The organism is Bremerella alba (assembly GCF_013618625.1).
GTDB lineage: Bacteria > Planctomycetota > Planctomycetia > Pirellulales > Pirellulaceae > Bremerella > Bremerella alba.
This window is the reverse complement of sequence record NZ_JABRWO010000016.1, coordinates 73,875-95,000: the sequence shown is the minus strand read 5'-3', so window position 1 is coordinate 95,000 and position 21,126 is coordinate 73,875. Positions and strand designations below refer to the sequence as shown.

16 protein-coding genes are annotated in these 21,126 nt (G+C 51.1%); 8 read left to right on the top strand and 8 right to left on the bottom strand.

Annotation, left to right across the window (positions count from 1 at the left end; all coding sequences use genetic code 11):
- Positions 1 to 211: 211 nt before the first annotated feature.
- A complete protein-coding gene (locus tag HOV93_RS23365; protein ID WP_207398971.1) occupies positions 212 to 1,402 on the bottom strand; it encodes a hypothetical protein in 1,191 nt (396 codons plus the stop codon).
- Position 1,403: 1 nt separating this feature from the next.
- Entirely contained in the window at positions 1,404 to 1,967 is a 564-nt protein-coding gene (locus HOV93_RS23360; RefSeq protein WP_207398970.1) for a sigma-70 family RNA polymerase sigma factor, read from the bottom strand.
- Positions 1,968 to 2,173: 206 nt separating this feature from the next.
- Here HOV93_RS23360 and HOV93_RS23355 point away from each other — a divergent pair, with 206 nt between their 5' ends.
- Both HOV93_RS23355 and HOV93_RS23350 read left to right on the top strand, forming a co-directional pair.
- Positions 2,174 to 3,190 carry a DUF1559 domain-containing protein gene (locus HOV93_RS23355; RefSeq protein WP_207398969.1) on the top strand — a complete coding sequence of 339 codons (1,017 nt, stop codon included), beginning with the start codon at positions 2,174 to 2,176 and terminating at the stop codon, positions 3,188 to 3,190.
- Between the two features lie 46 nt (positions 3,191 to 3,236).
- A complete protein-coding gene (locus tag HOV93_RS23350) occupies positions 3,237 to 3,665 on the top strand; it encodes a carboxypeptidase regulatory-like domain-containing protein (RefSeq protein ID WP_207398968.1) in 429 nt (142 codons plus the stop codon).
- A gap of 327 nt (positions 3,666 to 3,992) precedes the next feature.
- Here the strand turns inward: HOV93_RS23350 and HOV93_RS23345 are convergent, their stop codons facing one another.
- Entirely contained in the window at positions 3,993 to 7,499 is a 3,507-nt protein-coding gene (locus HOV93_RS23345; RefSeq protein WP_207398967.1) for a dockerin type I domain-containing protein, read from the bottom strand.
- Between the two features lie 408 nt (positions 7,500 to 7,907).
- Positions 7,908 to 9,302 carry a metallophosphoesterase family protein gene (locus HOV93_RS23340; protein ID WP_207398966.1) on the bottom strand — a complete coding sequence of 465 codons (1,395 nt, stop codon included), beginning with the start codon at positions 9,300 to 9,302 and terminating at the stop codon, positions 7,908 to 7,910.
- Positions 9,303 to 9,653: 351 nt separating this feature from the next.
- Here HOV93_RS23340 and HOV93_RS23335 point away from each other — a divergent pair, with 351 nt between their 5' ends.
- The 4 genes from HOV93_RS23335 (at position 9,654) to HOV93_RS23320 (ending at position 12,240) form a co-directional block, all read left to right on the top strand.
- Positions 9,654 to 10,094: a nucleoside deaminase gene (locus tag HOV93_RS23335; protein ID WP_207398965.1), complete on the top strand. Its 441-nt coding sequence runs from the start codon at positions 9,654 to 9,656 to the stop codon at positions 10,092 to 10,094.
- 353 nt (positions 10,095 to 10,447) lie between these two features.
- Positions 10,448 to 11,428 carry a DUF1559 domain-containing protein gene (locus HOV93_RS23330; RefSeq protein ID WP_261358655.1) on the top strand — a complete coding sequence of 327 codons (981 nt, stop codon included), beginning with the start codon at positions 10,448 to 10,450 and terminating at the stop codon, positions 11,426 to 11,428.
- A gap of 115 nt (positions 11,429 to 11,543) precedes the next feature.
- Complete coding sequence (locus HOV93_RS23325; protein ID WP_235990858.1) at positions 11,544 to 11,948, top strand: hypothetical protein; 405 nt, start codon at positions 11,544 to 11,546, stop codon at positions 11,946 to 11,948.
- A gap of 7 nt (positions 11,949 to 11,955) precedes the next feature.
- Positions 11,956 to 12,240 (top strand): hypothetical protein, encoded by a 285-nt coding sequence (locus HOV93_RS23320; RefSeq protein WP_207398964.1) that lies wholly within the window; start codon positions 11,956 to 11,958, stop codon positions 12,238 to 12,240.
- Here the strand turns inward: HOV93_RS23320 and mdoH are convergent.
- Positions 12,237 to 14,870 carry a glucans biosynthesis glucosyltransferase MdoH gene (gene mdoH, locus HOV93_RS23315; RefSeq protein ID WP_207398963.1) on the bottom strand — a complete coding sequence of 878 codons (2,634 nt, stop codon included), beginning with the start codon at positions 14,868 to 14,870 and terminating at the stop codon, positions 12,237 to 12,239. The genes HOV93_RS23320 and mdoH overlap by 4 nt on opposite strands.
- Complete coding sequence (locus HOV93_RS23310) at positions 14,858 to 16,468, bottom strand: glucan biosynthesis protein (RefSeq protein ID WP_207398962.1); 1,611 nt, start codon at positions 16,466 to 16,468, stop codon at positions 14,858 to 14,860. The genes mdoH and HOV93_RS23310 overlap by 13 nt, the downstream gene beginning before the upstream one ends.
- Before the next feature lie 678 nt (positions 16,469 to 17,146).
- Between HOV93_RS23310 and egtD the strand changes: the two genes are divergently transcribed.
- Entirely contained in the window at positions 17,147 to 18,085 is a 939-nt protein-coding gene (gene egtD / locus HOV93_RS23305) for an L-histidine N(alpha)-methyltransferase (protein WP_235990857.1), read from the top strand.
- A gap of 39 nt (positions 18,086 to 18,124) precedes the next feature.
- On the top strand, positions 18,125 to 19,393 hold the full coding sequence (gene egtB / locus HOV93_RS23300) for an ergothioneine biosynthesis protein EgtB (RefSeq protein ID WP_207398960.1): 1,269 nt from the start codon (positions 18,125 to 18,127) through the stop codon (positions 19,391 to 19,393).
- 119 nt (positions 19,394 to 19,512) lie between these two features.
- On the opposite strand, the gene HOV93_RS23295 is transcribed toward egtB, so the two are convergent.
- On the bottom strand, positions 19,513 to 19,962 hold the full coding sequence (locus HOV93_RS23295) for an adenine phosphoribosyltransferase (RefSeq protein ID WP_449243600.1): 450 nt from the start codon (positions 19,960 to 19,962) through the stop codon (positions 19,513 to 19,515).
- Positions 19,963 to 20,204: 242 nt separating this feature from the next.
- Positions 20,205 to 21,104, bottom strand: coding sequence for a sigma-70 family RNA polymerase sigma factor (locus HOV93_RS23290; RefSeq protein WP_105349688.1), 900 nt, complete (start codon positions 21,102 to 21,104; stop codon positions 20,205 to 20,207).
- Positions 21,105 to 21,126 lie beyond the last annotated feature (22 nt).

Here is a 21,126-nt window from a genome sequence, read left to right as displayed (position 1 = left end):
ATTCGCTCGAAGAGGTTTTTTTTCGTGCGCGTATACGGTGTTTGTGATACAAACCTTTGCCTGCATCTATCTAGTATTCATGGTGAATCCGTATTCAACGATCAAGGCCAGCCACCTTGGTATGCCCTGGTCAAGTCGCGCCCACTTAGCATTCCGCTACATGGGACCGAAAGGCCGTAGAACAGAACCCTGCCAAAGCATACGAGGCTAATTACATATCTACCGTTGGGGCGACGTCAAAGAACGATTGTCCAAGGCGGATTTCGTCGAAATCGGTAGAGTAACGCCCTTTGATCGATAGACTGTCGAATCGAAAATCGGGGACTTGAATCTGGCACATGGCGGTTTGATCGGTTGGTGTTTCGTCCAAGTCCGGGTCCAGCCAGACGGTGGCTAGTTCCATGCCTGGCCGAAATTCAAGGCAGATCACTACAAAGACGCTTTCTCCAGAGGATTTTTGGGCGACTCGAGTATTTACTTCTTGCCCATTTAACATGCCAGCGACACCCCAGTTTCCGTTGGGATTGGAATTAAGCTTCCCAAAACGAACTCCTGCCGATTCCGATCCAAGTTCTAGAACTGCGTAGCGGTGCTCGCCAGCTCCATCATACGATTGAGCAAGAAAGCTGAGCCAGATCTTACTACCATCCGCGCCAAGCTGATCTCCATCTCGGAGATTTTCCGGGGCAGCTGAGATATCAAGCTTTCGCGATGCATGAGAACCATCACCGGCACTTGTGCGTAGTTGATTGCCCAGAGTCTTTAAAGCAAGCCCTTGGGAATCGATATAACCTAATCTCGCAAACTGCCGCAGATCGACCTTTCCCAAGGGATGCGACATCGGATCGGCCTCGATCACAGAAACTAAATTTCCCTCCTCCTTCCAAGGACCGCTGAAGCCGGTGCCTTTTTTAAGCCCGGATAATCCTCCCTCCGTCGGCCAAACTTCGTCCGGAATAAAATCGGGAACAGCCGGAAATCCAAAGCCTTCGTAATCAAAGCCTGGGTAGTCGAACGATTCATAGATAAAAGGATGGGAAGCTTTAGCCGTTGACGTACGTTGCCAGAAAGAAAGCCCACCCAAGATGAGGCCGACTGCGGCAACGATAGCGATTGTGAAACCGATCGAACGCCAACCAAAGCGAACCCAGATAGATCCATCGCCTGGCTGCTGTTCTTGATATTCACTGCCTATTTCGAGAGGAACCGACTCGGTCGATTCGAGCTCCAGACTTTGGACGCGTCGCCGCAGATAAGTATGCAGAAAAATTCGCCGAAACACGTCGTCGGCTTGTTGCGGGTCTTCTTTAATCCAATCGCTAAGCGCGGAAGCTTGTGCCTCGGTAAGGACTTCGCCATCGAGGTGAGCATCGACCAAGTTCATTGCTTCGTGAGATTCCATGTCAGGAAGTCTTCCTTCCCAACCGCTGCTCTACACATTTACCAAGAGCAGACCGAGCCCTTGATAGAGTAACGCGAACCGCTGCGGCCGACATGCTCAGGCGCTTGGCGATCTGTCGCGGCTTCAAATCTTCCGCGTAACGAAGCAGCAGAAGCTGTCGCGTACGCCCCGTTGTTTCCTTCAAGCAATGTTCAAGAGCCCCCTGCTCTTCCGACATCAAGCTTTGCACGCGGGTACACGCGGCAGCTAGGGCATCGATCGCTTCTCCTGCAAAGACGAGACGTTCACGTTTCTTCAAACGATAAAAATCAGCAATCTTGATTTTTGCTACCCACAACGCCCATGGCAGAAAAGGCCGCTTCGGGTCGTACTCGTCAAATCGAATGGCGACTTCGGCCGCAACTTCCTGTAATAGGTCCTCTGCATCCGAAAATTGGGGGGTCGAAGCAATGACAAAAGCAAAAACGGACGGCTGCGCTTTCATCCAGCTACGCGTTAGCAATTCCCGAGAGTCGCGCGCGGTCAATTGGGTGGTTGAGTTTCGATCGTGCTCTTTATCGGTCATTTGCTCGGCAGTTTATTGAGAAACAGGGTTCTCACCGAACTGAAGGCCACCCATTACGGGAGGTTTAGTTCAGATTGTGTTAATTCCGTAATCAAGTCGCTAACGAAACAGGCATGCTCACGATATTCACATGACTGCGGGATGAGTCCTAACGATCCAGCCCGGTATCGCACTAATTTTACCACACCATTGAAAGAATTTCGTCCATGTCTCTAAGTCCTCACCTTTCTCGCCAACGCGGGTTTACGCTCGTGGAACTATTGGTTGTGATTGCCATTATTGGCGTTTTAATCGCGCTTCTGTTGCCTGCCGTGCAACAGGCTCGTGAGGCCGCGCGCCGTATGCAATGCTCCAACCACCAAAAACAACTAGGGCTTGCGCTGCATAACTATCACGATACCTATGGCAAGCTTCCTTACAATCAGCATCCCGATACGGGTTCTGGTTCTAGCAAACAGCGAGGTCCCTCTTTCTTCGTTCGTTTATTGCCATTTATCGAACAAGGGGCGGCATACGACCAGATTGTTTTCTCTGGCGACTGGAGCATGCAAGACGGGCCAAACCCCAACGCAAACTTGATCGATGGTTTCGTTGTCGCGGGTCTCTTATGCCCTTCGAGTCCACTTCCTGAAGTGGAAACCCAGTCGACGGCCTCTAATGGTGACATCGAGCTGCAAGTCGCCAGCTATGTTGGCATCATGGGAACGAGTTGGCTTGGCGGTACCGTCGATGTTCCTGCGACCGAAGATAGTTTCCCCAATGCTTATGGAGAAGGCATTGTGAATGGCATGATCGTTCCAATTTATCCTGCCAGTGCTGCTCACGACGACCAAGGGGGTAGCGGCGTGAGCTTTAAAAATGCCCTCGATGGAACAAGCAATACGATGATTTTGTCGGAACAAAGCGACTTCTTTATCGATGCAACCGGCAGCAAAATTAAACGCCGAAGTGGCGGACACGCGGGTCGAGCTTGGTGCGGAGGGGGTAACTATGCTGACTGGTCGGAAAATGTGACGACCGTCAGGTATCCGATCGCTACCGAAGGTGGCTGGGGAAACCTGGACAACTATTACCGCAACATCCCCCCAATCTCCGCTCACCCAGGAGGTGTCATGGTCACGCTAACCGACGGTTCGGTTCGGTTCCTAAGTGAAACGGTTGATTTCGCAACCCTTACAGCGCTGTGCCATCGACAAGACGGTGCCGTAGTAGGTGAGTACTAAATAAACCCCATCAAGGATTATTCAATCCAAAGAAGGAGAGACTCGTATGAATCTGACACGAAACCAGTGGCGGCAAATATTGCCGCTGCTTTCAATCTTGGCGTTAACCGTCGGATGTGGCCAGACAACTTACGATGGAGTAGGGGCCGTTGAGGGAACGATAACGCTTGATGGACATGCCTACCCCAATGCCATGATTACCTTTTCCCCCATCAACGGAGGGCGACCATCCAATGGCCTGACGGATGAGCAAGGACACTACGAGTTAGTCTATATCCGCACCCAGAAAGGTGCGGAAGTTGGACAGCACTCCGTGAAAATCTTGACAATGCCCGAGAAACACAATGGGCCAGGCATGCCCTCGACCGCAATGCCCAAAGAAGTACTACCGATACGTTACAACCGCCGTTCGGAACTAAAGGCAACCGTAGAAGAAAAGGCAAATACGATCGACTTCGCTCTCGAGTCCAAGTAGGAAACGCAGATCAAAGTATCAGATGTCATCTAGGGTTGCTCAAAAGAGGGCAAGGCACATCCAGAGTGATTGCCCTCTTTCTTTATTCCAAAGTGACTACTTCGTCACTGCGTTGAATTCAACCACCGTTCGCACCTGCGGAATCGTATAGCGTGTGAACATTGCCAAGAAGTCTTGATCGAGGCTTAATTAGACACCCTGGAACGATTCGTTATTCACCTTGCCGCGCTAACGGAAGTGGAAAGCTACCAACCCAATTGGTATGGCTGTCCTTTAGTCATCTCCAAAACGAACTCACTTCCATCAGCGAAAGCTTTAGAGAAGCCATCATATCGAATCGTAGGGATCGAACTCGGCGGAAAGCGTGAGATTAAATCCCGATTTCTTGTCACTGGTTGCGGCGTAAGATAATTCGCCCGATTGCATCGCCGCGTCAACAATCTGGGCATCCCAAGACGGATCCACTGGCAAGTCTAACGCGTCTACCGATTCCACTCCATGTTTCAATTCCGTGTGGATCACATTATCGATCGCAGACTCACTCGGCTGGACCAACATCGTACCCAAGTAAATCGATGGATCCGGCTCACCTTCCAACTGGTAGCTAGAAACGGATAAAGAAGGGGCAACGTCCGGTTCAATCTCTATGGCGATTGACTTACGAGCCGCTGGTGTGGCTAGCGGAAACTTTCGATCCCCGTAATAAGTGATGAATAGCGCGAAATCAGCGATGCCGACTCGACCGTCACGATTGTAGTCAAATCGGTATGCTTCCGGTGAGCTCTCATCTGCCTGTCTACCGTAGTTGCGAATGAATTCTGCAAAGTCCGCGATGCCAACCCTGTCGTCGTCGTTGACATCGTACTGCATAGGGGTGATTTGAAGGTTCCCTTGCTCGTCGTCAAAAAGCACAGGCTGCCGTGTGCTGCTGTTCTTCACACCTGTCAAAGCGGCTCCCTGACGCGGGACTGGCAGTGGGTTATCGATCAGCACATTCGTGGACTTATCTGGATCTAATGAGAATTCCAGGGTTCCCACGAGAACCCGGTCGCCGATTTCATACGATGACAGATCGACACCGGAAATGGTGACGCTTGAAGTTCGAGTACCACTGTTGGTTTGATTGATCGACGTGGCATCCGTACCAAGATGCGAAGTGACTTCTGGTCCCAGGAACCAAAGCGTATCCCACTCGAGTTCCACTGAGAGATCAAATACCTGTTCAACGGTGTTCGGGCCAACAGTCAGCCAGATCTGGCCAACGTGAGAATCCCACTCGCCAAACGTGGGTGTGGAATCGGAAGGACTGTTCTCAACCGTGCCAGCGATATCATTGGGATCCGCGGCATAGCGAAATTCGGCATGAAGTTCTCCGGATATCAAGGGAATGGAATAGAGTTCCCTGCCCTCAATTTCTCCGAACATGTTGGTAACAATGTGATTGCCTGCGACAACGTACTCGTAATCAAAATAGGAAGACGGGGGCTTCGCAATCGATTCGGTAAGCGTAAGAGGTCGATCATCTGCATCAGGTTCAAAGACGAGAATGTTAAGCCCACGCGCACGATTAAAATCTGCATCGACATACATTCGACCATCGTGAACCAGGAAAGGGCTTCCTTCATCGTGATAAGAACCCGAAGTCCAAGAATAAATATGTGAGTCGAAAGCAAGCTGGACTTCACCTAATCCATCGTTAACTGTCGGATCAAACCTCCACAATTGAAACGTTGAAGAGCCATCGTGTGCTCGAAAGTACAACTGATCATTGAATACGGTCAATCGCGATGGGTAAAAGTAGGAATCCCCCGAGTTAGAATCGGTTATCTGGCGTATCGAATCATCGGACGGATTGTATTCAAAAAGTCCTCCGTTAACGATCTCTTTCGCTGCATGGAAGTAAACCTTTCCGTTAAACCCGATAAAGCGTTTGGCATACGTGACGCCGCTAGGAAGTTCAATTCGCTTCGGAGAATTCATGCCGTTATTGGCAGTCGTGTCATAGACGTAAATTCCCTCATCCCCGGTAACCGCATTTTTAATAGCAAAATAGACCTGGTCGCCAATGGCCGTCGTATGGTGTGGTTGTCCATTGATTCGTTCGACGAGGAAATCTGGCACTTCTGTCATTTCCCCAGCCGAGTCAGGGGAACTTGCCTCGTAGTAATTCAGGTACACCTCATGACTGCCAAACCAAAAGTAATACCGACGATTACCAATAGTGACCACTTCGGTATACGGGCCAGTACTATCGAGCCGCGTCAATTCGTCTCCTTCGGGATTATACCTATACAGTGAATCGACGCCTTGATCCTCTGCATCGAAGTAGAGAACTCCATCGATCACCGCGAGATTCTGTGGATTTGAGCCAATTACTCCGGTATAGAGATCCGCGATCATTTCCGGACTCGTTACGCTTCCATCTGCTTGGATCGTCGCTTTCCAAAGTTCGTAGCCATGAATTCCATCGGTGGCAGTGAAGAAGAGTGTTTTACCAATTACGGTCAATTCGTGCGGGTTCGAGCTTTCATTCAACTCGATTGACTGTCGAACCTCAGTCAACTGACCAGGCTCTCCTTCATTGCCAGCGTCATACCGCAAGAGCGTGTCATATCGCAGATGGTCTGTTTGGCCAGGAAATAGTATTGAGTTACCGACTTCGAAGACGTCTGCTTTCTCGGTGTACCAATTTCCTGACCCCAAATCGATATCCGAAATAATTGTGGTGGAATCGGCAAGTGGTTGGCTGGGATCGTACTTAAGGATGGCTTCTCCTGGAAAGCTATAGGCAGTGCCGCCTGTCGAGTATCTGTTTCTAAGACTGGTTAACAAATACAGGTAATCTTCCCCTGCCGAGAGATTAATAATGGAAGGGAATTTGCCAGGCAGAATATCACGACCAAGATTCAGTGGGTCTTCACCACTTTCGGGGTCATATTGCCAGAACGATACACTCCCGCGCTGCGAGGAAGTCCAGTACAACTTTCCTTTCAGTGCTACCAAATCGAGGATATCGGTCGTAGACGAATTTGTAAAATCAGGGAGATAGACAACCTGGGTGCCTGTGGGAGTTGGATCAGCTTGAAGATCAACTTCCCAAAGCGATCGATTAGCTTCGGTAGTGAAGTAAATTTTGCCATTGGCAGTGGCCATTTCTGGCGAATCATTGTTGGCAGTCGATGTCTCGAATACGAGACTGGTTACTTCGGCTGCTTCGTTGGCCGGATCATATTCCCAGATTTGGAATTTATTGTTCGCACCAATCACATTGAGATAGATCTTGTCGTTAATTAAGAACATCTCGTGCGCGGTCTCACCGGCACCCATCTGAAAACTGGCAACCTCAGTCGTTCCTACACCTGGCGTATATCGCCACACTCCCATGCCGCCCGAGGTACTGCCATCACGATAGTAGAGATCTCCATCGTGAACGATCATCTCGTCGTAGGTGACATGGTCCGAATTGATCGATGAACTAAGCGTGGCAATCTTGGTGACGACAGAAGTGGTCGGATCGATTGTCAGCAGATGATTTTTGGACGCATTATAAGAGCGGACGTAGAGCTTACCATCGTAGGCATCGATATAACGAACAATCTCCAAATCGTGGGTATCGCCAGTCAACTCAAGCTGCCGGACTTCGCCAGCGCCGTCGTTTGCTGCTGGATCGTAACTCCAGATAGCCGAATCGTCACCACGTCGTTCAAACGATATGCCAGAGAAGTAAACAACACCATCGACTACTGCACCTTGATCAAAACTCGCCGGGAGCGATTGCTGATTTAGATCAAACTGCGGTTCCGGTATGACCGTATTGACGTTCACCGAAAGCATTCGGCGATCTTCAAGGGTTTCCGCTGAACTAACGCGCCCCGAGCAAATGCCCAGACACGAAGCTTTCTTTTTTGGAGTGTAAAACGGTTTCAGAAAGCGACTGAGAAAGCTGGCTGGCATCGGGGCTTCTATCCAAAATTCGCGGGTCAGATTGAAGGAATTCCGGCTATGAGGGTTAGGAGGATTAACACCATCTTAACCAGGGGATTGTTACACCCATCTGGGTGGATACTCGGTGAGCTAGTCTAAGCGGAATTTCATCTGATGAAAAGCGAACCGCCAGCGATTACATCAAGATTCTCTGATAAAAAAAGAAGCTCCAGTCAAGAGATGACTGGAGCTTTGGTGATCTGGAATCATGGCCGGATGGAGGTCGCAGTTCTAAGCTACTCTCAGGCGATTACTCCGCTATTCCGGCTTGGAAAATTCAACCACCGTTCGCACCTGTGGAATCGCATAGCGTGTGGTCTTTGCCAAGAAGTCCTGATCGAGGATCAACTCGATTCCCTGATACGATTCATCATTCATCTTGCCGCGGTATCGCACGTTAAAGGTGAACTTCTGCGACTCACCTGGTTTCACGTGGCCATGGGTGTGATTGGGTGAGAGACTCCAGCGCGAGTCACGGCTGGCAGGAGTCAGGGTGAAGTCGATCGGATAGTCGGTCGGATTCTCGATCACAGTCGTGACCGTTCCCTCTTGCAGATCATCCCCGGCCGGAGCGAGCTTGGTCGAGACTTTCGGTTTCTGATTAGCCAGTTTGACCGCTTGTTGCTGTAACTGGGCCGTTATTTCGCGAACATCCATCGCCTCACCCACAGGAAATGCAGCCATGGCAACTTGCTTGGGACGCACGGTGACCAGGTGGTACTGATGCAAGTAGCCAGCCTCAGGCACCTTGCTCGATTGCCCACCACCTACGGTGGCCAAGGTGACATATTCAATACCGTCCTGAGGGTCATACCGCATGTAATGAATGTGGCCAGCGAAAACGGCGGTCACATTGCCTGCTTCCTTAAGCAGTGGATGAACGCGTTCTTTCCAATCATTTCCATAATTGCCCCCCAGCCAACGAGGATGATGTAGAAAGATGAATTGATGATCATCCTTCTCGCCACGTTGGAGAGCTTGCTTGAGAAATGCCAACTGCTCGTCACTGATCTTCTGGGCTTTGGCATTACGAAAATTCTTTTCACCGGTCTCTGGATCACCCTCGTCCGAGTAAATGACAATGAAGTTGCATTTTTTATGCTGGAACGAGTACCACAGCGGACCAAAGTGCATTTCGTAATGTTGATCGTGCTGTCCCTCCGGCATCTTCGGATCGTCCAATGGACGCCAATAAACATCATGGTTACCAGCCACCGGGAACCAAGGGCAAAGCAACTCTTTCATGATCGCTTTGAATTCACGCATTTGCCCTAGCCACTGCTCGGTGCTGTTGTAACCGTTGATTAGGTCACCCACAGTCATCACCAAGTCTGGCTCAATTAAATTGACATCTCTCACGGCGTCGGCGAGCACGTTAACACCTTCCTTGGGGCCACCCGTTCGATCGCCGAAAACGGCGAACACGAAAGCGTCTTGCTCGTTGGGAAGCGGCAACATCACCTGACTAGAACGTGTAGTGAAAAATCGCTTCTCCGTCGGTTGTTCCGTTTCGTGGTGATGATTGTGATGGTGCATATGACGATCATGCACCAAATTGGGAGTGTCACTCACCGGCTTCTCCTGGGCACTGACACCTCCCAAGAGAATAACTCCGATCCAAACGAAACTTTGTGCCACGAGTATGCTTTTCATCGTGCTGATTGCCTTTCGCACTCTGCGAGATTTTTAGGAAACAATGTAGAGCGAAGCTACCCCAGGTGCGTCGACGGGTCTAGGGGCCAAATCATCGAACTCCCGGTCTACATGACTTCTTCATACGGATATCGGTTTTCCGCGCATTTCAGACCTCGCTGGCCGTTCAAGCTGCCCCCTAGATATCGGGTAGCCAGCTCGATGAAAATGAAATGGTAGAGCCGGATCGATCTCTCCGCAGAAAAATAATTGCGACTACCATGCTATCCCGAGTCATTACCCTCTCTCAAGCAGCATGCGTGAAAGTGCGATAAAATACCGCAAATCAAAGATTCAACTCAGGAGCTTACCATGGATCCATTTTTTCAGGTGGCGATCGAGGAGGCCCAAAAAGGCCTGTTGGAGGGAGGCATTCCGATCGGCTCCGCGCTTGTAGTCGACGGAAAGTTGCGTAGCCGGGGACACAACCACCGTGTTCAGAAAGGAAGTGCAATCCTTCACGCCGAGATGCACTGCCTGGAAGAAGCAGGCCGACTGACGCCGAGGGAGTATCGAAACTCGGTTCTCTACACGACCCTATCTCCCTGCGACATGTGTAGCGGCACGGCACTGCTGTACAAAATTCCCAAGATCGTCATTGGCGAGAATCAGACCTTCCAAGGCCCTGAGTCGTATTTGCGGAAGCGCGGCGTAGAACTAGTCATTCTGGACGATGCTGAGTGCATAAAGTTGATGGATAATTTCATCGCGGCGCACCCACAATTGTGGAACGAAGACATTGGTGTAATTTGACGCCGCACAAGCCTTACGCTCTTCGCTGAATTTCTTAGCACAACCACAAAGTGGTGGTTTTTCAAGATCCATTACAGCTGGGGGTAACCCTTTTGTTTTAAGTTTTCTCCGATGATATCACGTGCGACTTTCTTTCCATAACAGGCCGTTTTCCTGAAGAAGTTACCTCACTAACGACCTTCAAGTATGAGTATTGCCCAAATAACGCATTGCAATTGGCATCACGTGTGCCTGAGCTGTAAAGCGTAATCCTATCATGCGTTTCCCTTCCCCACTTTCAGGGAAACGAACTCGGCAAATTTCATTACGTACAACGTCCTTTTTAATACCCTACTTTCAGGATTACGTTTGTTATGAATCACAAAATGGAGTCCCGTGCGGGATTCACCTTAGTCGAACTCTTGGTCGTGATTGCCATCATCGGTGTACTGATTGCCTTACTGCTGCCAGCGGTGCAGCAGGCCCGCGAAGCAGCGCGACGCGCTCAGTGCGTAAACCACATGAAGCAACTTGGCCTAGCCATGCACAACTACGAAAGCACGTTCGGAAAGTTCCCCTACGGGCACCAAACCGAGGTCTCAGGAAACACCCATCGGCGTGATACATGGTATCACCGTATACTTCCCTTCCTGGAGCAAAAGGCTCTTTCTGATGCCTATGAAGCAGACCCAGGTGAATACGTTATGCATGTCGTAAGCGATATCAAGAAGGCCGAGGTCCCCACGCTGACATGTCCTTCCGATCCCAACTCGCCAGGCCATGGTGGAGGTGGTGACTCGATTGGTTTCCAAGGTAACTTCGGCCTTTCGGCTGGGCCTGGGACCTACTCCATCGACACGTCAACAAACCCTGTGACCATTAACGTCACCGATGGGAATCTGACGGGCACCGAGCCAGGCGGAATGTTCTACCGCGAATCGAAAACAACCTTCCGAGATTGCGTCGATGGCTCGAGCAATACGCTTATGGCCTCAGAAGGAATCGTCCGCAGAAGCAATGTAGCTGCTTTCGGTGAACTTGGCGGCTACTGGGGTGGTGCTCCTCATGGGTCGTTTGGCTTCTCTGTCGCCGAAACTCCGAATTCGAGTGTGCCGGATCGAGTTTATTCCTGTTCGGCAACGTCCGTGCCAGGTGCACCGAGTGATGCCCCTTGCGAAAACGGCAATGCAGATGGGCTTTCCGGTCGCTGGAACTTTGCTCGCAGCTACCACACCGGCGGCGTAAATGCTGTGATGGTGGACGGATCGGTCCACTTCTTCACCAGCACGATTAATCGCCAAGCGTGGCTGAAACTTGGTATCCGCAACGACGGTCAGGTGATCGGCGAATACTAATCTGCGTTCTCTAAAGAATCACATCTGGAAAAATGGCCCATGCCGCCATAAAGCCGCACGGGCCACGCTTTCGCCCAAGTTCAAACCAAAAAAACACGTCCGTAAGGAAGGAAGCATGAGAAGAAATCTTGCGCTCGTCGTTTGCCTGATTTTTGGATCCCTCGGTTGTGGTTCAAACTCGTCTGCTCCCGGTATGCATCCCGTCAAAGGCACCGTAACTTTCGACGGTAAACCGATTGAAACAGGACGCATTTTATTCCGTCAAAGCGAAGGAGACGGCCAGGCATTTTCGGCTGAAATCGTCGATGGGTCCTACGAGCTAGAAGTGAAAGAAGGACCGTCTGACGTAACGATTACGGCCTCGCGATTACTGCCGGGCAAATTCGACAACTCGAACGGGACGCCTGAGCAGATGGGAGAAATGTACATTCCGTCTAAGTACAACCGAAAAACGGAGCTGAGTGCTTTGGTAACGCCCGACGGTGAAAACGAATTCCCATTCGATCTTATTTCGAAGTAAGCTCCTCTTGGACTTCCCCATAAATCAATACGACGTTGTTCGCTCGACGCAGATTGCCTGCTTCGAGCGTCGCCAGAATGTGGTCATCTATTTGCCTTATACCACGGCAGTCGCCGAGCAATTTCGAGCGGAGTGTTTGTCTACCAATAGCATCTTGCGAGGAGATCCATCCTCCAGCTACAAGGTAAATCCTCGCATCCATCTTCTAGATCGTATTGGGCAAGAAACGATGCATGCCCACGCGAACGTGGGCATGACACCTGAGATGGTTGAATCGTCAATCCGTTATTAACGGTAAGCCAGAGCCGATTTTGGTATGCGTTGGGCTCGCACTTGGATGTGCAGTTGCTCCATCGCATATCGATTATTTTGGACCTGGAATCGTATTTGTGGAGACAGCGATTTGAGCCCGTCCTTCTTGATCATCGACTGAATTTCCATCAGTTGATCGCGGAAGACTGGAATCTCTCGATCGGCCGTTCGCAAGATGCCCAAATGCAAGACAAGATACGCCGGATCTTCCAGCACCAACTGGAATGGATCGACATTAGGCGACATATGCTTATCTCGAAAGCCTTTGGCCATGGCCTTCTTTTGTGCCACCAAGACTTCTGGACTTTCGACCTCTTCGTTAATCACTAACAGGTTACTTGCTTTCAGCTTTCGACCAATTTCGAGGCTCCCCAAAAGCATCGATAAAGGCACCGAGAAGACAAGTCCTATTAATACCGGTGCGAGCCAGAAGAGGAACGCCGGGACGGTAAGGACAAGCCCAACAGTCACGATCAAACCAATCAACGTATGGGCCCAGTGCATCATGATCGCATCACTGAGCGTGACCCCAGTATCGTCGCGCTGCTGAGCATTCCATTTCACCTTCTTACCACGCAGGGTCGCAAGGACGAACTGGCTATGCAGCAACATCATGATCGGGGCGATCAGAATGGCGATTCCTGTTTCCAAAAGAACGCTGAGCCAGGCTCGCCTACGTATCTCAGGCGTATCCTTCGGTTGCGGACGAAGGTGCATCGCAATGAGTCCGTAAGCTTTTGGCAACAATAACATTCCCATGGTCGCCGCGAACAATCCGCCCGCCATCGCTCCGAGAATAGTACTACCTTCGGCACCACCGCTGAGAAGCGCAGCGACCAACGAAAGCGAGAGAAACACGAGCCAAAGCGGTGAAGCCAGGTAACTCATGACACCCATGCTCAAGTGCAGACGACTGGCAGGGTGAAAACCGTCGGCCAACAACAAGCCCATGTGCTGCATGTTGCCCTGACACCAGCGTTGGTCTCGCTGGGCGTAATCAAGCATGGTCGTAGGACATTCTTCATAACTGCCTTGCAGGTCATGGGCGAGGCAGATCTTCCAACCAGCTCGTCGCATTAGTGCTGCTTCTACGAAGTCGTGGCTGAGGATCTCACCACCCAAGGGACCGCTGCCTGGCAACACGGGGAGATCGCAATGCTCCATAAAGGGCTGGATCCGGATGATGGCGTTGTGTCCCCAGTAGTTACCATCGCATTCCGACCAAAGAGCAAACCCTTCGAGAAAGACGCGACCGTAAACTTGAGCAGCAAACTGCTGAGTTCGAGCAAAAAACGATTGCCGATTTACGGGAGTTGGAGGAACCTGCAGGATACCGATCTTGGAATCGTTCACCATACGGCGAACCATTTCGACCAATGTTTCCCCGGCCATCACACTGTCGGCATCAAGCACCGTCATGAATGGGTAGTGCTCACCCCAGCGTTGGCAGAAATCGGCGATGTTGCCCGCTTTTCGGCTGATGTTTTTAGGGCGATGTCGATAGAACACACGGCAATCGTCGGGCAGGTCGATCACCAACTTGGCCCATGCTCGTTCTTCTTCCAGCCAAATATCGGGATTAGTGGTATCCGAAAGTATGAACAAATCGAACTTTTCTGCAGCACCAATCGAACTGAGCGACTGAGCGACTGCTTTAAGGTTCGACATCACACAGGTAGTGTCTTCGTTGTAGATCGGCATCAGAATCGCGCTTCGCGGAAGCCCTTCCAAGTATGCCGGGTCTTCGGGGCTAAGCGTCTCTTTCTGTTTGCTGGAAAACAAAATCGAGGCGAGTCCCATCGTGGCGGTCCAGAAACTGAACGCGATCCAAAAGAAGAGCAGCACGAACAGGGCTACTAGCGGATATTGGAAGAAACCAGTATTAGCTACCGTCTCCCAGTACACGGCCGCCGCAGTGCCTGTAGTCAGGACTGTCAGAAACCCCAACAGGCTTCGTGTTATGTTGAAGCAACTGAAGAAAGAACAATCATTGCTTTCTTCTGATTTTGAAGACTGACCGGGCTTTGTTTTTTCGATACCTTTCAAGCCGAACATCTCGGCCAGATGATTACCCCAACGCGGCAGCAGCGATAACTGCTGCTTGGTCATTTCTTTCGGTTTTGAATGCGGAACGACGGCCTTGCGCTTCGATTTTGCGTTCGCCACAAACGACTCCGAAGGGGATTCACTCAAGAATCCTTCCGGGTGCTGGTTCAGCAGCTCAGGCAAATGGGCTCCGATTATGCCCGCTGGAATCGGATGATCGGTTGCATCGTTCTCGACTTCAATGGCGTGAACCCACTTGGCGAGCTTCTTTACCGTCAAGCGAATCGCGACCTTACGTAGTCGCTTACCATTTGCTTTCGGATCGGTCGCCATTTGCTCCATTGCGTCGTTGACAATTCGCTTACTTTCGGCAGCGATAAAGTCGGTATCGGCAACACCTAAGTCGCGGAGATAGTCGGACACGACAAGCTTGGCAGCGCGAACGTCGGCGTCGGGTATGACGTCGTGCAGCGTCCGAGCATTCGGGAAAACCGTGCCCAGGGTGTCCGTGCCGAACGAGTCAAATACGGCTCCGACATCGGTTGTTGAACTTAAATGGGACATAAATATCTCCACGATTCAGAGAAGAGTTCAGCCTCGTCAGTGAGGTAAACTTCCATCTCCATAGCGTACGGTGAATCTGGAATCAGGTTGCACGATACTTCTACGGTATTCAATGCAGTTCGTCGGACGACGACGTTCACTGCTTTACCGCGTTGCACATCAATAAAGGCTTGCAACTGGCGTTCCGTAGAGAATTTGGAAATGTTGTCGCCCTGATAAACGACGGTGAGACTAAGTGAGGACTTATCCGAGCGATCCACTCGGAAATCAGTCACCTTCGCCAGCGAATGCTGCTTGGGTACCTGATCGAGAAAGGCAATTTGGTACTCGAGATCGACTGGCTTGCCAATCTCAATCGGTTGTTTTGGCATCCAGTAGGCACCGATGTTATCGATACCTTCATGCTCTGACGGAAGTTCGAGCAACTGGACAGCACCATCTTTCCAAGGTGTTTTAGGGGTAATCCAAACACTAGGGCGCAGATGATACTTGGCCTCGTCATCGTTATAACGAGCAGTAGATCGTTCAGCCTGCATGAGACCGAAGCCATGTAGCTCTTGCGCGTCGTAGTTACTAAGGGATGGAAAGTCCAAGCGGTTGAGCGAACGGCGGATCCAGCGGTTGTCACCCTTTTGAATGAGAAGACTGTCGGCGTCGTGAACACGCGGGCGAGGATCGTTATCCGGCCCTTGCTTTCCCATACCCCACATAAACATGCTGGTTAAAGGAGCAAGCCCGATTTTCTCGGGAACGCTGCGAAAGAATAAGGTCGCTTTCACGTCGATTGTCATAGTCTCGTCAGGATGAATGACCAAAGCGTAGGCGCCGCTCACACTGGGGCTATCCAATAAGGCCCACAGCTTTAACTGTTTGGCATCTTGCCGAGGTTGCTCGATCCAAAATTCACGAAAGACTGGAAACTCTTCCGTCTTAGCAAGACCAATATCAATGGCTAACCCCCGGGCACTCGTTCCGTAAAACTGCCCCGGCGATATGGCTCGGAAATAGCTCGCTCCGAGGAACGAAGCAATTTCGAGAGGATGCTCTGAAGAAGGAAACTTGCCAATTACCTTGACCCCGGAGTATCCGAGATCCTTGGGTGGATCGAGTCCAGCCAATTCACCCCGATATTGAAACAGAGCCTTATCAAACTCCATCCACTGCGTCTGCTCAGCCGTTTTGGCATTCTCTGGTAATAGCGAAACTTGAACTTCGTCACGGAAGATATAGCCGCGGTGAAACAGTTCCAACCAGAACGGCGAAGCATCTTGCTTCCAGATCGACTTTTCGTGCTCGAAAGCGATTAGACGGTAGGTATCGTAATTCAGGCTATTAAGATCTTCTGGAAGCTCACGCGAAGATTCGTAAGGCTTTGAAGAGTTCGCCTTGGCTTTGAGAACCATAGCGTCGAAGATGGCATCTGAATGGGACGAAACCGTGTCTGATTCTTTCTTTGATGCGGTCGGTTCCGCCCAAGCTGCGTGTATTGGCAAACAGGCCACTACCATAATTAACGTTAAAAAGATCAACGATCGCGCATCCAAATCTTGGATCGCTTTGAGCGCAATTGCTTGGTTCCAATCTGAGATCAAGTTCATGGAGCGGGCCTGTGGTGTTGGTGTTGCTATCACGGCAAGCGCGATAGCCCAACCTAAATGCACGAGTTGTGCCAAAGTTTGATTTGGATTTCTCTAACAGATCCACAAGTACCGCTGCGAAACTTCTAGACCTCGGCAAAGAGCAGAAGCCATCCCATAAGACACAAGTAAGGGAACGCACAAAGAGAGCTAAGTTCTGATTGCGGTTGGATAAAGATTGACCACCTGCACGTGTTGGCAGAGTTGGATGCTATCTGACGCGAAATTGACCTATGCGATGTGCAGAATTTGCACAGCCCGATGTCGAATCTACACATTTACATACATTTACTTGGAAATCCATTTGACAAGCATTCCTTCGAGAGTTTTCAATTCCGTCAGGCTGGTCCCCAACCCCTAATTTCCATCTTCTCAGCGGGTTCCATGGGAATAATTCCTTGAACATTCACAAGCAGTTGAAGACCCTGAACGGAAAACGGCCAAGGCGAAAGCATAATTACCATGGCGAAGGTAGCACAGCGTACGGAAGCAGACGTCTAAGAAGTGACAATAGGAACGCAACCTCGGCGCGGGAATTGCATCCAGGATAGTAACTTATGATTGCTACCCGGCTTCCTACTTCGGGACACCCCCATGATCCTCTCCAATTCCTCAATAAATCCGATAGCCCAACAATCCATGAATCAACTTGCCAGCGAGCGATTTCTCAACGACTCCATAGCAGGCTTGAATCAGACGCCTAAACAACTGCCATGCAAATATTTTTATGACCAGCGTGGATCACAACTGTTCGACCAAATATGTGAGACGGAAGATTACTATCTCACACGCACTGAAACAGCCATCATGCAGCGGCACGCAGACGAGATGGGCAATTGCCTGGGAAAAGGGGTGATGCTGGTCGAATTCGGCAGCGGTAGCAGTATAAAAACGCGGTACCTGTTAGATCACTTGATCCAGCCGGTGGCCTATGTTCCCGTCGACATTTCTCGAGAGCACCTTTACGAGTCGGCCGGTCAAATCTCTGGAGACTATCCTCAAATTGAAGTTTTGCCGGTTTGTGCCGACTTCACCAAACCGTTCTCTTTGCCCAATCCAAAACGACGCCCAAGTCACGATGCGGTCTATTTCCCTGGGTCGACGATTGGCAACTTTCAGCCGAATCAAGCCAAGCAATTACTGGAAAGCATCGCCCATATGTGCGGCGAACAGGGAGGGCTCTTGATTGGTGTCGACCTGAGAAAAGATCGAGAAACCCTGGAACGAGCGTACAACGACACCCAAGGGGTCACGGCCCAGTTCAATCTGAATCTCTTGCATCGCATGCGAAACGAACTCGGGGCGACTATTGATGTCGACGCGTTTGAACATCATGCGTTTTACAATGAAGAAGCGGGCCGCATCGAGATCTATCTTCGCAGTCGAATCGACCAAACCATTCAATTAGACGGCCAAACGGTTGAAGTCGAAGCAGGCGAACTCATCCATACCGAGTACTCGCACAAATATACCGTCGACGGATTCGCCCAGTTGGCTGCGGAAGCAGGATGGACGCTCAGACGCTGGTGGACGGACGAAAACGATTACTTCGCAGTTCTTCATCTGGTTGTTCTTTAAGCACTCGTGTGACTGCCACTTAAGTTCGAGGAATCCTAAATGGCCACTATTCCGTCTGACCTTTCGACACGATGTGCTCTCTTGCTGTCCAAGTACGAATCCATCCGTGGATTTACAGACGGGCTTTGTGAACCACTTGAGATTGAAGACTTCGTGGTGCAGTCGATGCCGGATGCCAGTCCTATCCGTTGGCACCTAGCACATACCACGTGGTTCTTTGAAACGTTTATCTTGAAGCCGTTTGCCAAAGATTACGAGCCTCTCGACCCAATGTACGAGTATCTCTTTAACTCATACTACAACGGCATCGGTGAGCAGTTCCCACGATCCAAACGCGGGCTACTCACCCGCCCGACCGTGGCCGAAGTGATGATCTACCGGCGGGAAATTGACAACCGTATGGGGCAACTTCTACTGGAAGCTACTCCGGAAGAAGCAATGCAAATCGCTCCACTGGTCGAGTTAGGGCTTCACCACGAACAACAACATCAAGAGTTGATGTTAACCGATCTAAAGCACGCGTTAGCTCAGAATCCGTTCTACCCAGCTTACGATACCGATGTCGAGCAACCGACCGGTAAAACAACATCGCAAACGTGGCACGAAGTGGATGGCGGGCTCGTTGAGATTGGCCACGAAGCAGCGGACTTCGCTTACGACAACGAATCTCCGCATCACGAGGCCTTGATCCCCGCACTGGAAATTGCTGGACGGTTAGTCACCAACAGTGAGTATCGCCAGTTCCTGGAAGACGGAGCCTACCAACGGCCCGAACTGTGGCTTTCCCTCGGTTGGAACACCGTCCAAAGCGAACAATGGGATGCACCGCTCTATTGGATCCGTCAAAACGAAACGTGGCACGAGTTCACATTGAGCGGTCTTCGCCCCTTGAACGAGGCCAGCCCGGTGACTCATATCAGCTACTTCGAGGCCGACGCATTCGCGCGATGGCAAGGGAGTCGATTGCCGACTGAGTTCGAGTGGGAAACGGCCAGCCGATTAGTTCCCGTCGAAGGGAATTTCGCGGAATCACACAACTTCCACCCTGCCCCGACGCAGGAATCAGAAGGTCTGCGTCAGATGCTGGGTGATGCCTGGGAGTGGACTACCAGTTCCTACGCCCCCTACCCCGGCTTCAAACCGCCTGAAGGTGCCATTGGCGAATACAACGGCAAGTTCATGTGTCAGCAGTATGTCTTGCGAGGCGGATCTTGCGCCACCTCCCGAAGTCACATCCGCAGGACCTACCGCAATTTCTTTCCGCCGGAAGCCCGCTGGCAGTTCACCGGAATTCGTTTGGCCAGGTAACCTGGTAGAGCCCGCTTTACGAACGGCGGCAACCAATGCTGGAGTCGCTTAGTACTCGATCAGACTGAACGACTCGAACGGGGCAATTCGCTGTTCCCCTTCCAATGCTTTCAGATGAATCAGGAAACAGCAGCCGGCAACGGTGGCTCCGATCTTTTGACCAGGTTGCAACAGGCCTTCATCGTGCCTCCGGTCGCCAAGAGGTCATCCACCATCAAGACGTTTTGCCCTGGCTGCACGCCGTCGATATGAATTTCGAGCGTGTCGCTGCCGTATTCCAGCTCGTAGTGAAACGCATGGGTGTCGAAAGGAAGCTTCCCTGGCTTACGAACCGGAACGAACCCGCAGTTGAGCTTCAGCGCTAATGGGGCGGCGAAAATAAATCCGCGTGCTTCGGCAGCAACGATCGCGTCGATCTTTTTTCCTTCGCAATGAGCGGCCATCTGATCGATGGCTTCATTGAACGCATGCGGATTGGCCAGCAGCGGCGTAATATCGCGAAATAAGATCCCAGGCTTCGGGAAGTCAGGGATATCGCGGATGTATGCTTTGAGATCAATTTCCGACATGCTGCTCTCTCCAGCTATTAAAAAAGCACTTGAGATTCGTTTCGCTTCAGGTGCTGAATATACGGGGATTCTGCCATCGCGGGAAGAATGGGCAGAAGAAGGAAACTAGCCATAGAGCACACAGCTGTCGCAAAGAAGAGCTTTTAACCACGGATTACGTGGATAAGGGGAAGCCGTCTTGGACGGCTCTGCATCCCATCCGTAATATCCGTGTAATCCGTGGTTGTTTCTCTTCCTTCGATCTATCGACGTGTTCGGCGACGGATCGGGCCTTCTAGCATGCGTTCGCGTGGATCTTGCAGCCCTTCGGCCAGACGATTCAGTGCTTCGGTTTCAATCTGGCGGACGCGTTCACGGGTAAGGCCCAGCTTTTCGCCGATTTCTTTCAGCGTGTGCGGCTCTTCGCCATGCAGGCCGAAACGCATCTTCAAGACGGTCGACTCGCGGCCGTCCATCGTCTTCAGCATTTCGCGAACGTGCTTCAGGTCGTCGTGTTCGACTAATTCCTCTTCCGGGTTCTTAAGCCGCTCGTCGGTGACCATCTCGCCCAACGACCAGCCGTTGTCTGCCTGATCGGTCTGGGGAGTGCTGTTATAGATGCGGATCGCCTTCTTGATGATCGGCAGTTTTTTCTTCTGCAAACCGAGCACACGAGCGATTTCTTCAGGAGTTGGCGTGCGACCAAGTTCTTCGGTCAGACGATTGGTTGCCCGACGCCATTTCGAAAGAAGTTCGACCATGTAAGCCGGGATGCGGATCGTCTTAGCACAGTTGATCAAAGCCCGTTTGATGGACTGCTTGATCCAGTAACTGGCGTAAGTGCTGAAGCGAGTTCCCATCGCCGGGTCAAACCCTTCGACCGCACGCAAGAGGCCGAGGTTGCCTTCTTCGATGAGATCCTGCAGACCCAAACCTTTGCCAGTGTAACCACGGGCAATGTTGACGACCAACCTGAGATTCGCGCGGACCATACGATCTCGAGCGGCGACGTCTCCATTGCCGATGGCCGTAGCAAGTTCCCGCTCTTCCTTAGCAGAGAGGAGAGCAGTCTCGTTGATTTCACGTAAGTAGGTTTCGAGTGGGCTTTGCACGGATTCGAAATCGTCGAACTCCGTTTCACTCCGTTTGGTCTTCGTGGCCATGGTTGCTTCAATGCTTTCGATA

What these genes read in the sequence shown, in the direction of transcription:
- HOV93_RS23360 (WP_207398970.1), bottom strand. Translation starts at nt 1,967, where the DNA reads ATGACCGATAAAGAGCACGATCGAAACTCAACCACCCAATTGACCGCG.
- HOV93_RS23350 (WP_207398968.1), top strand. Translation starts at nt 3,237, where the DNA reads ATGAATCTGACACGAAACCAGTGGCGGCAAATATTGCCGCTGCTTTCA.
- HOV93_RS23355 (WP_207398969.1), top strand. Translation starts at nt 2,174, where the DNA reads ATGTCTCTAAGTCCTCACCTTTCTCGCCAACGCGGGTTTACGCTCGTG.
- HOV93_RS23290 (WP_105349688.1), bottom strand. Translation starts at nt 21,104, where the DNA reads ATGGCCACGAAGACCAAACGGAGTGAAACGGAGTTCGACGATTTCGAA.
- egtB (WP_207398960.1), top strand. Translation starts at nt 18,125, where the DNA reads ATGGCCACTATTCCGTCTGACCTTTCGACACGATGTGCTCTCTTGCTG.
- HOV93_RS23325 (WP_235990858.1), top strand. Translation starts at nt 11,544, where the DNA reads ATGAGAAGAAATCTTGCGCTCGTCGTTTGCCTGATTTTTGGATCCCTC.
- HOV93_RS23345 (WP_207398967.1), bottom strand. Translation starts at nt 7,499, where the DNA reads ATGCTTTCGGTGAACGTCAATACGGTCATACCGGAACCGCAGTTTGAT.
- mdoH (WP_207398963.1), bottom strand. Translation starts at nt 14,870, where the DNA reads ATGTCCCATTTAAGTTCAACAACCGATGTCGGAGCCGTATTTGACTCG.
- HOV93_RS23335 (WP_207398965.1), top strand. Translation starts at nt 9,654, where the DNA reads ATGGATCCATTTTTTCAGGTGGCGATCGAGGAGGCCCAAAAAGGCCTG.
- HOV93_RS23310 (WP_207398962.1), bottom strand. Translation starts at nt 16,468, where the DNA reads ATGAACTTGATCTCAGATTGGAACCAAGCAATTGCGCTCAAAGCGATC.
- HOV93_RS23340 (WP_207398966.1), bottom strand. Translation starts at nt 9,302, where the DNA reads ATGAAAAGCATACTCGTGGCACAAAGTTTCGTTTGGATCGGAGTTATT.
- egtD (WP_235990857.1), top strand. Translation starts at nt 17,147, where the DNA reads ATGAATCAACTTGCCAGCGAGCGATTTCTCAACGACTCCATAGCAGGC.
- HOV93_RS23365 (WP_207398971.1), bottom strand. Translation starts at nt 1,402, where the DNA reads ATGGAATCTCACGAAGCAATGAACTTGGTCGATGCTCACCTCGATGGC.
- HOV93_RS23295 (WP_449243600.1), bottom strand. Translation starts at nt 19,962, where the DNA reads ATGTCGGAAATTGATCTCAAAGCATACATCCGCGATATCCCTGACTTC.
- HOV93_RS23330 (WP_261358655.1), top strand. Translation starts at nt 10,448, where the DNA reads ATGAATCACAAAATGGAGTCCCGTGCGGGATTCACCTTAGTCGAACTC.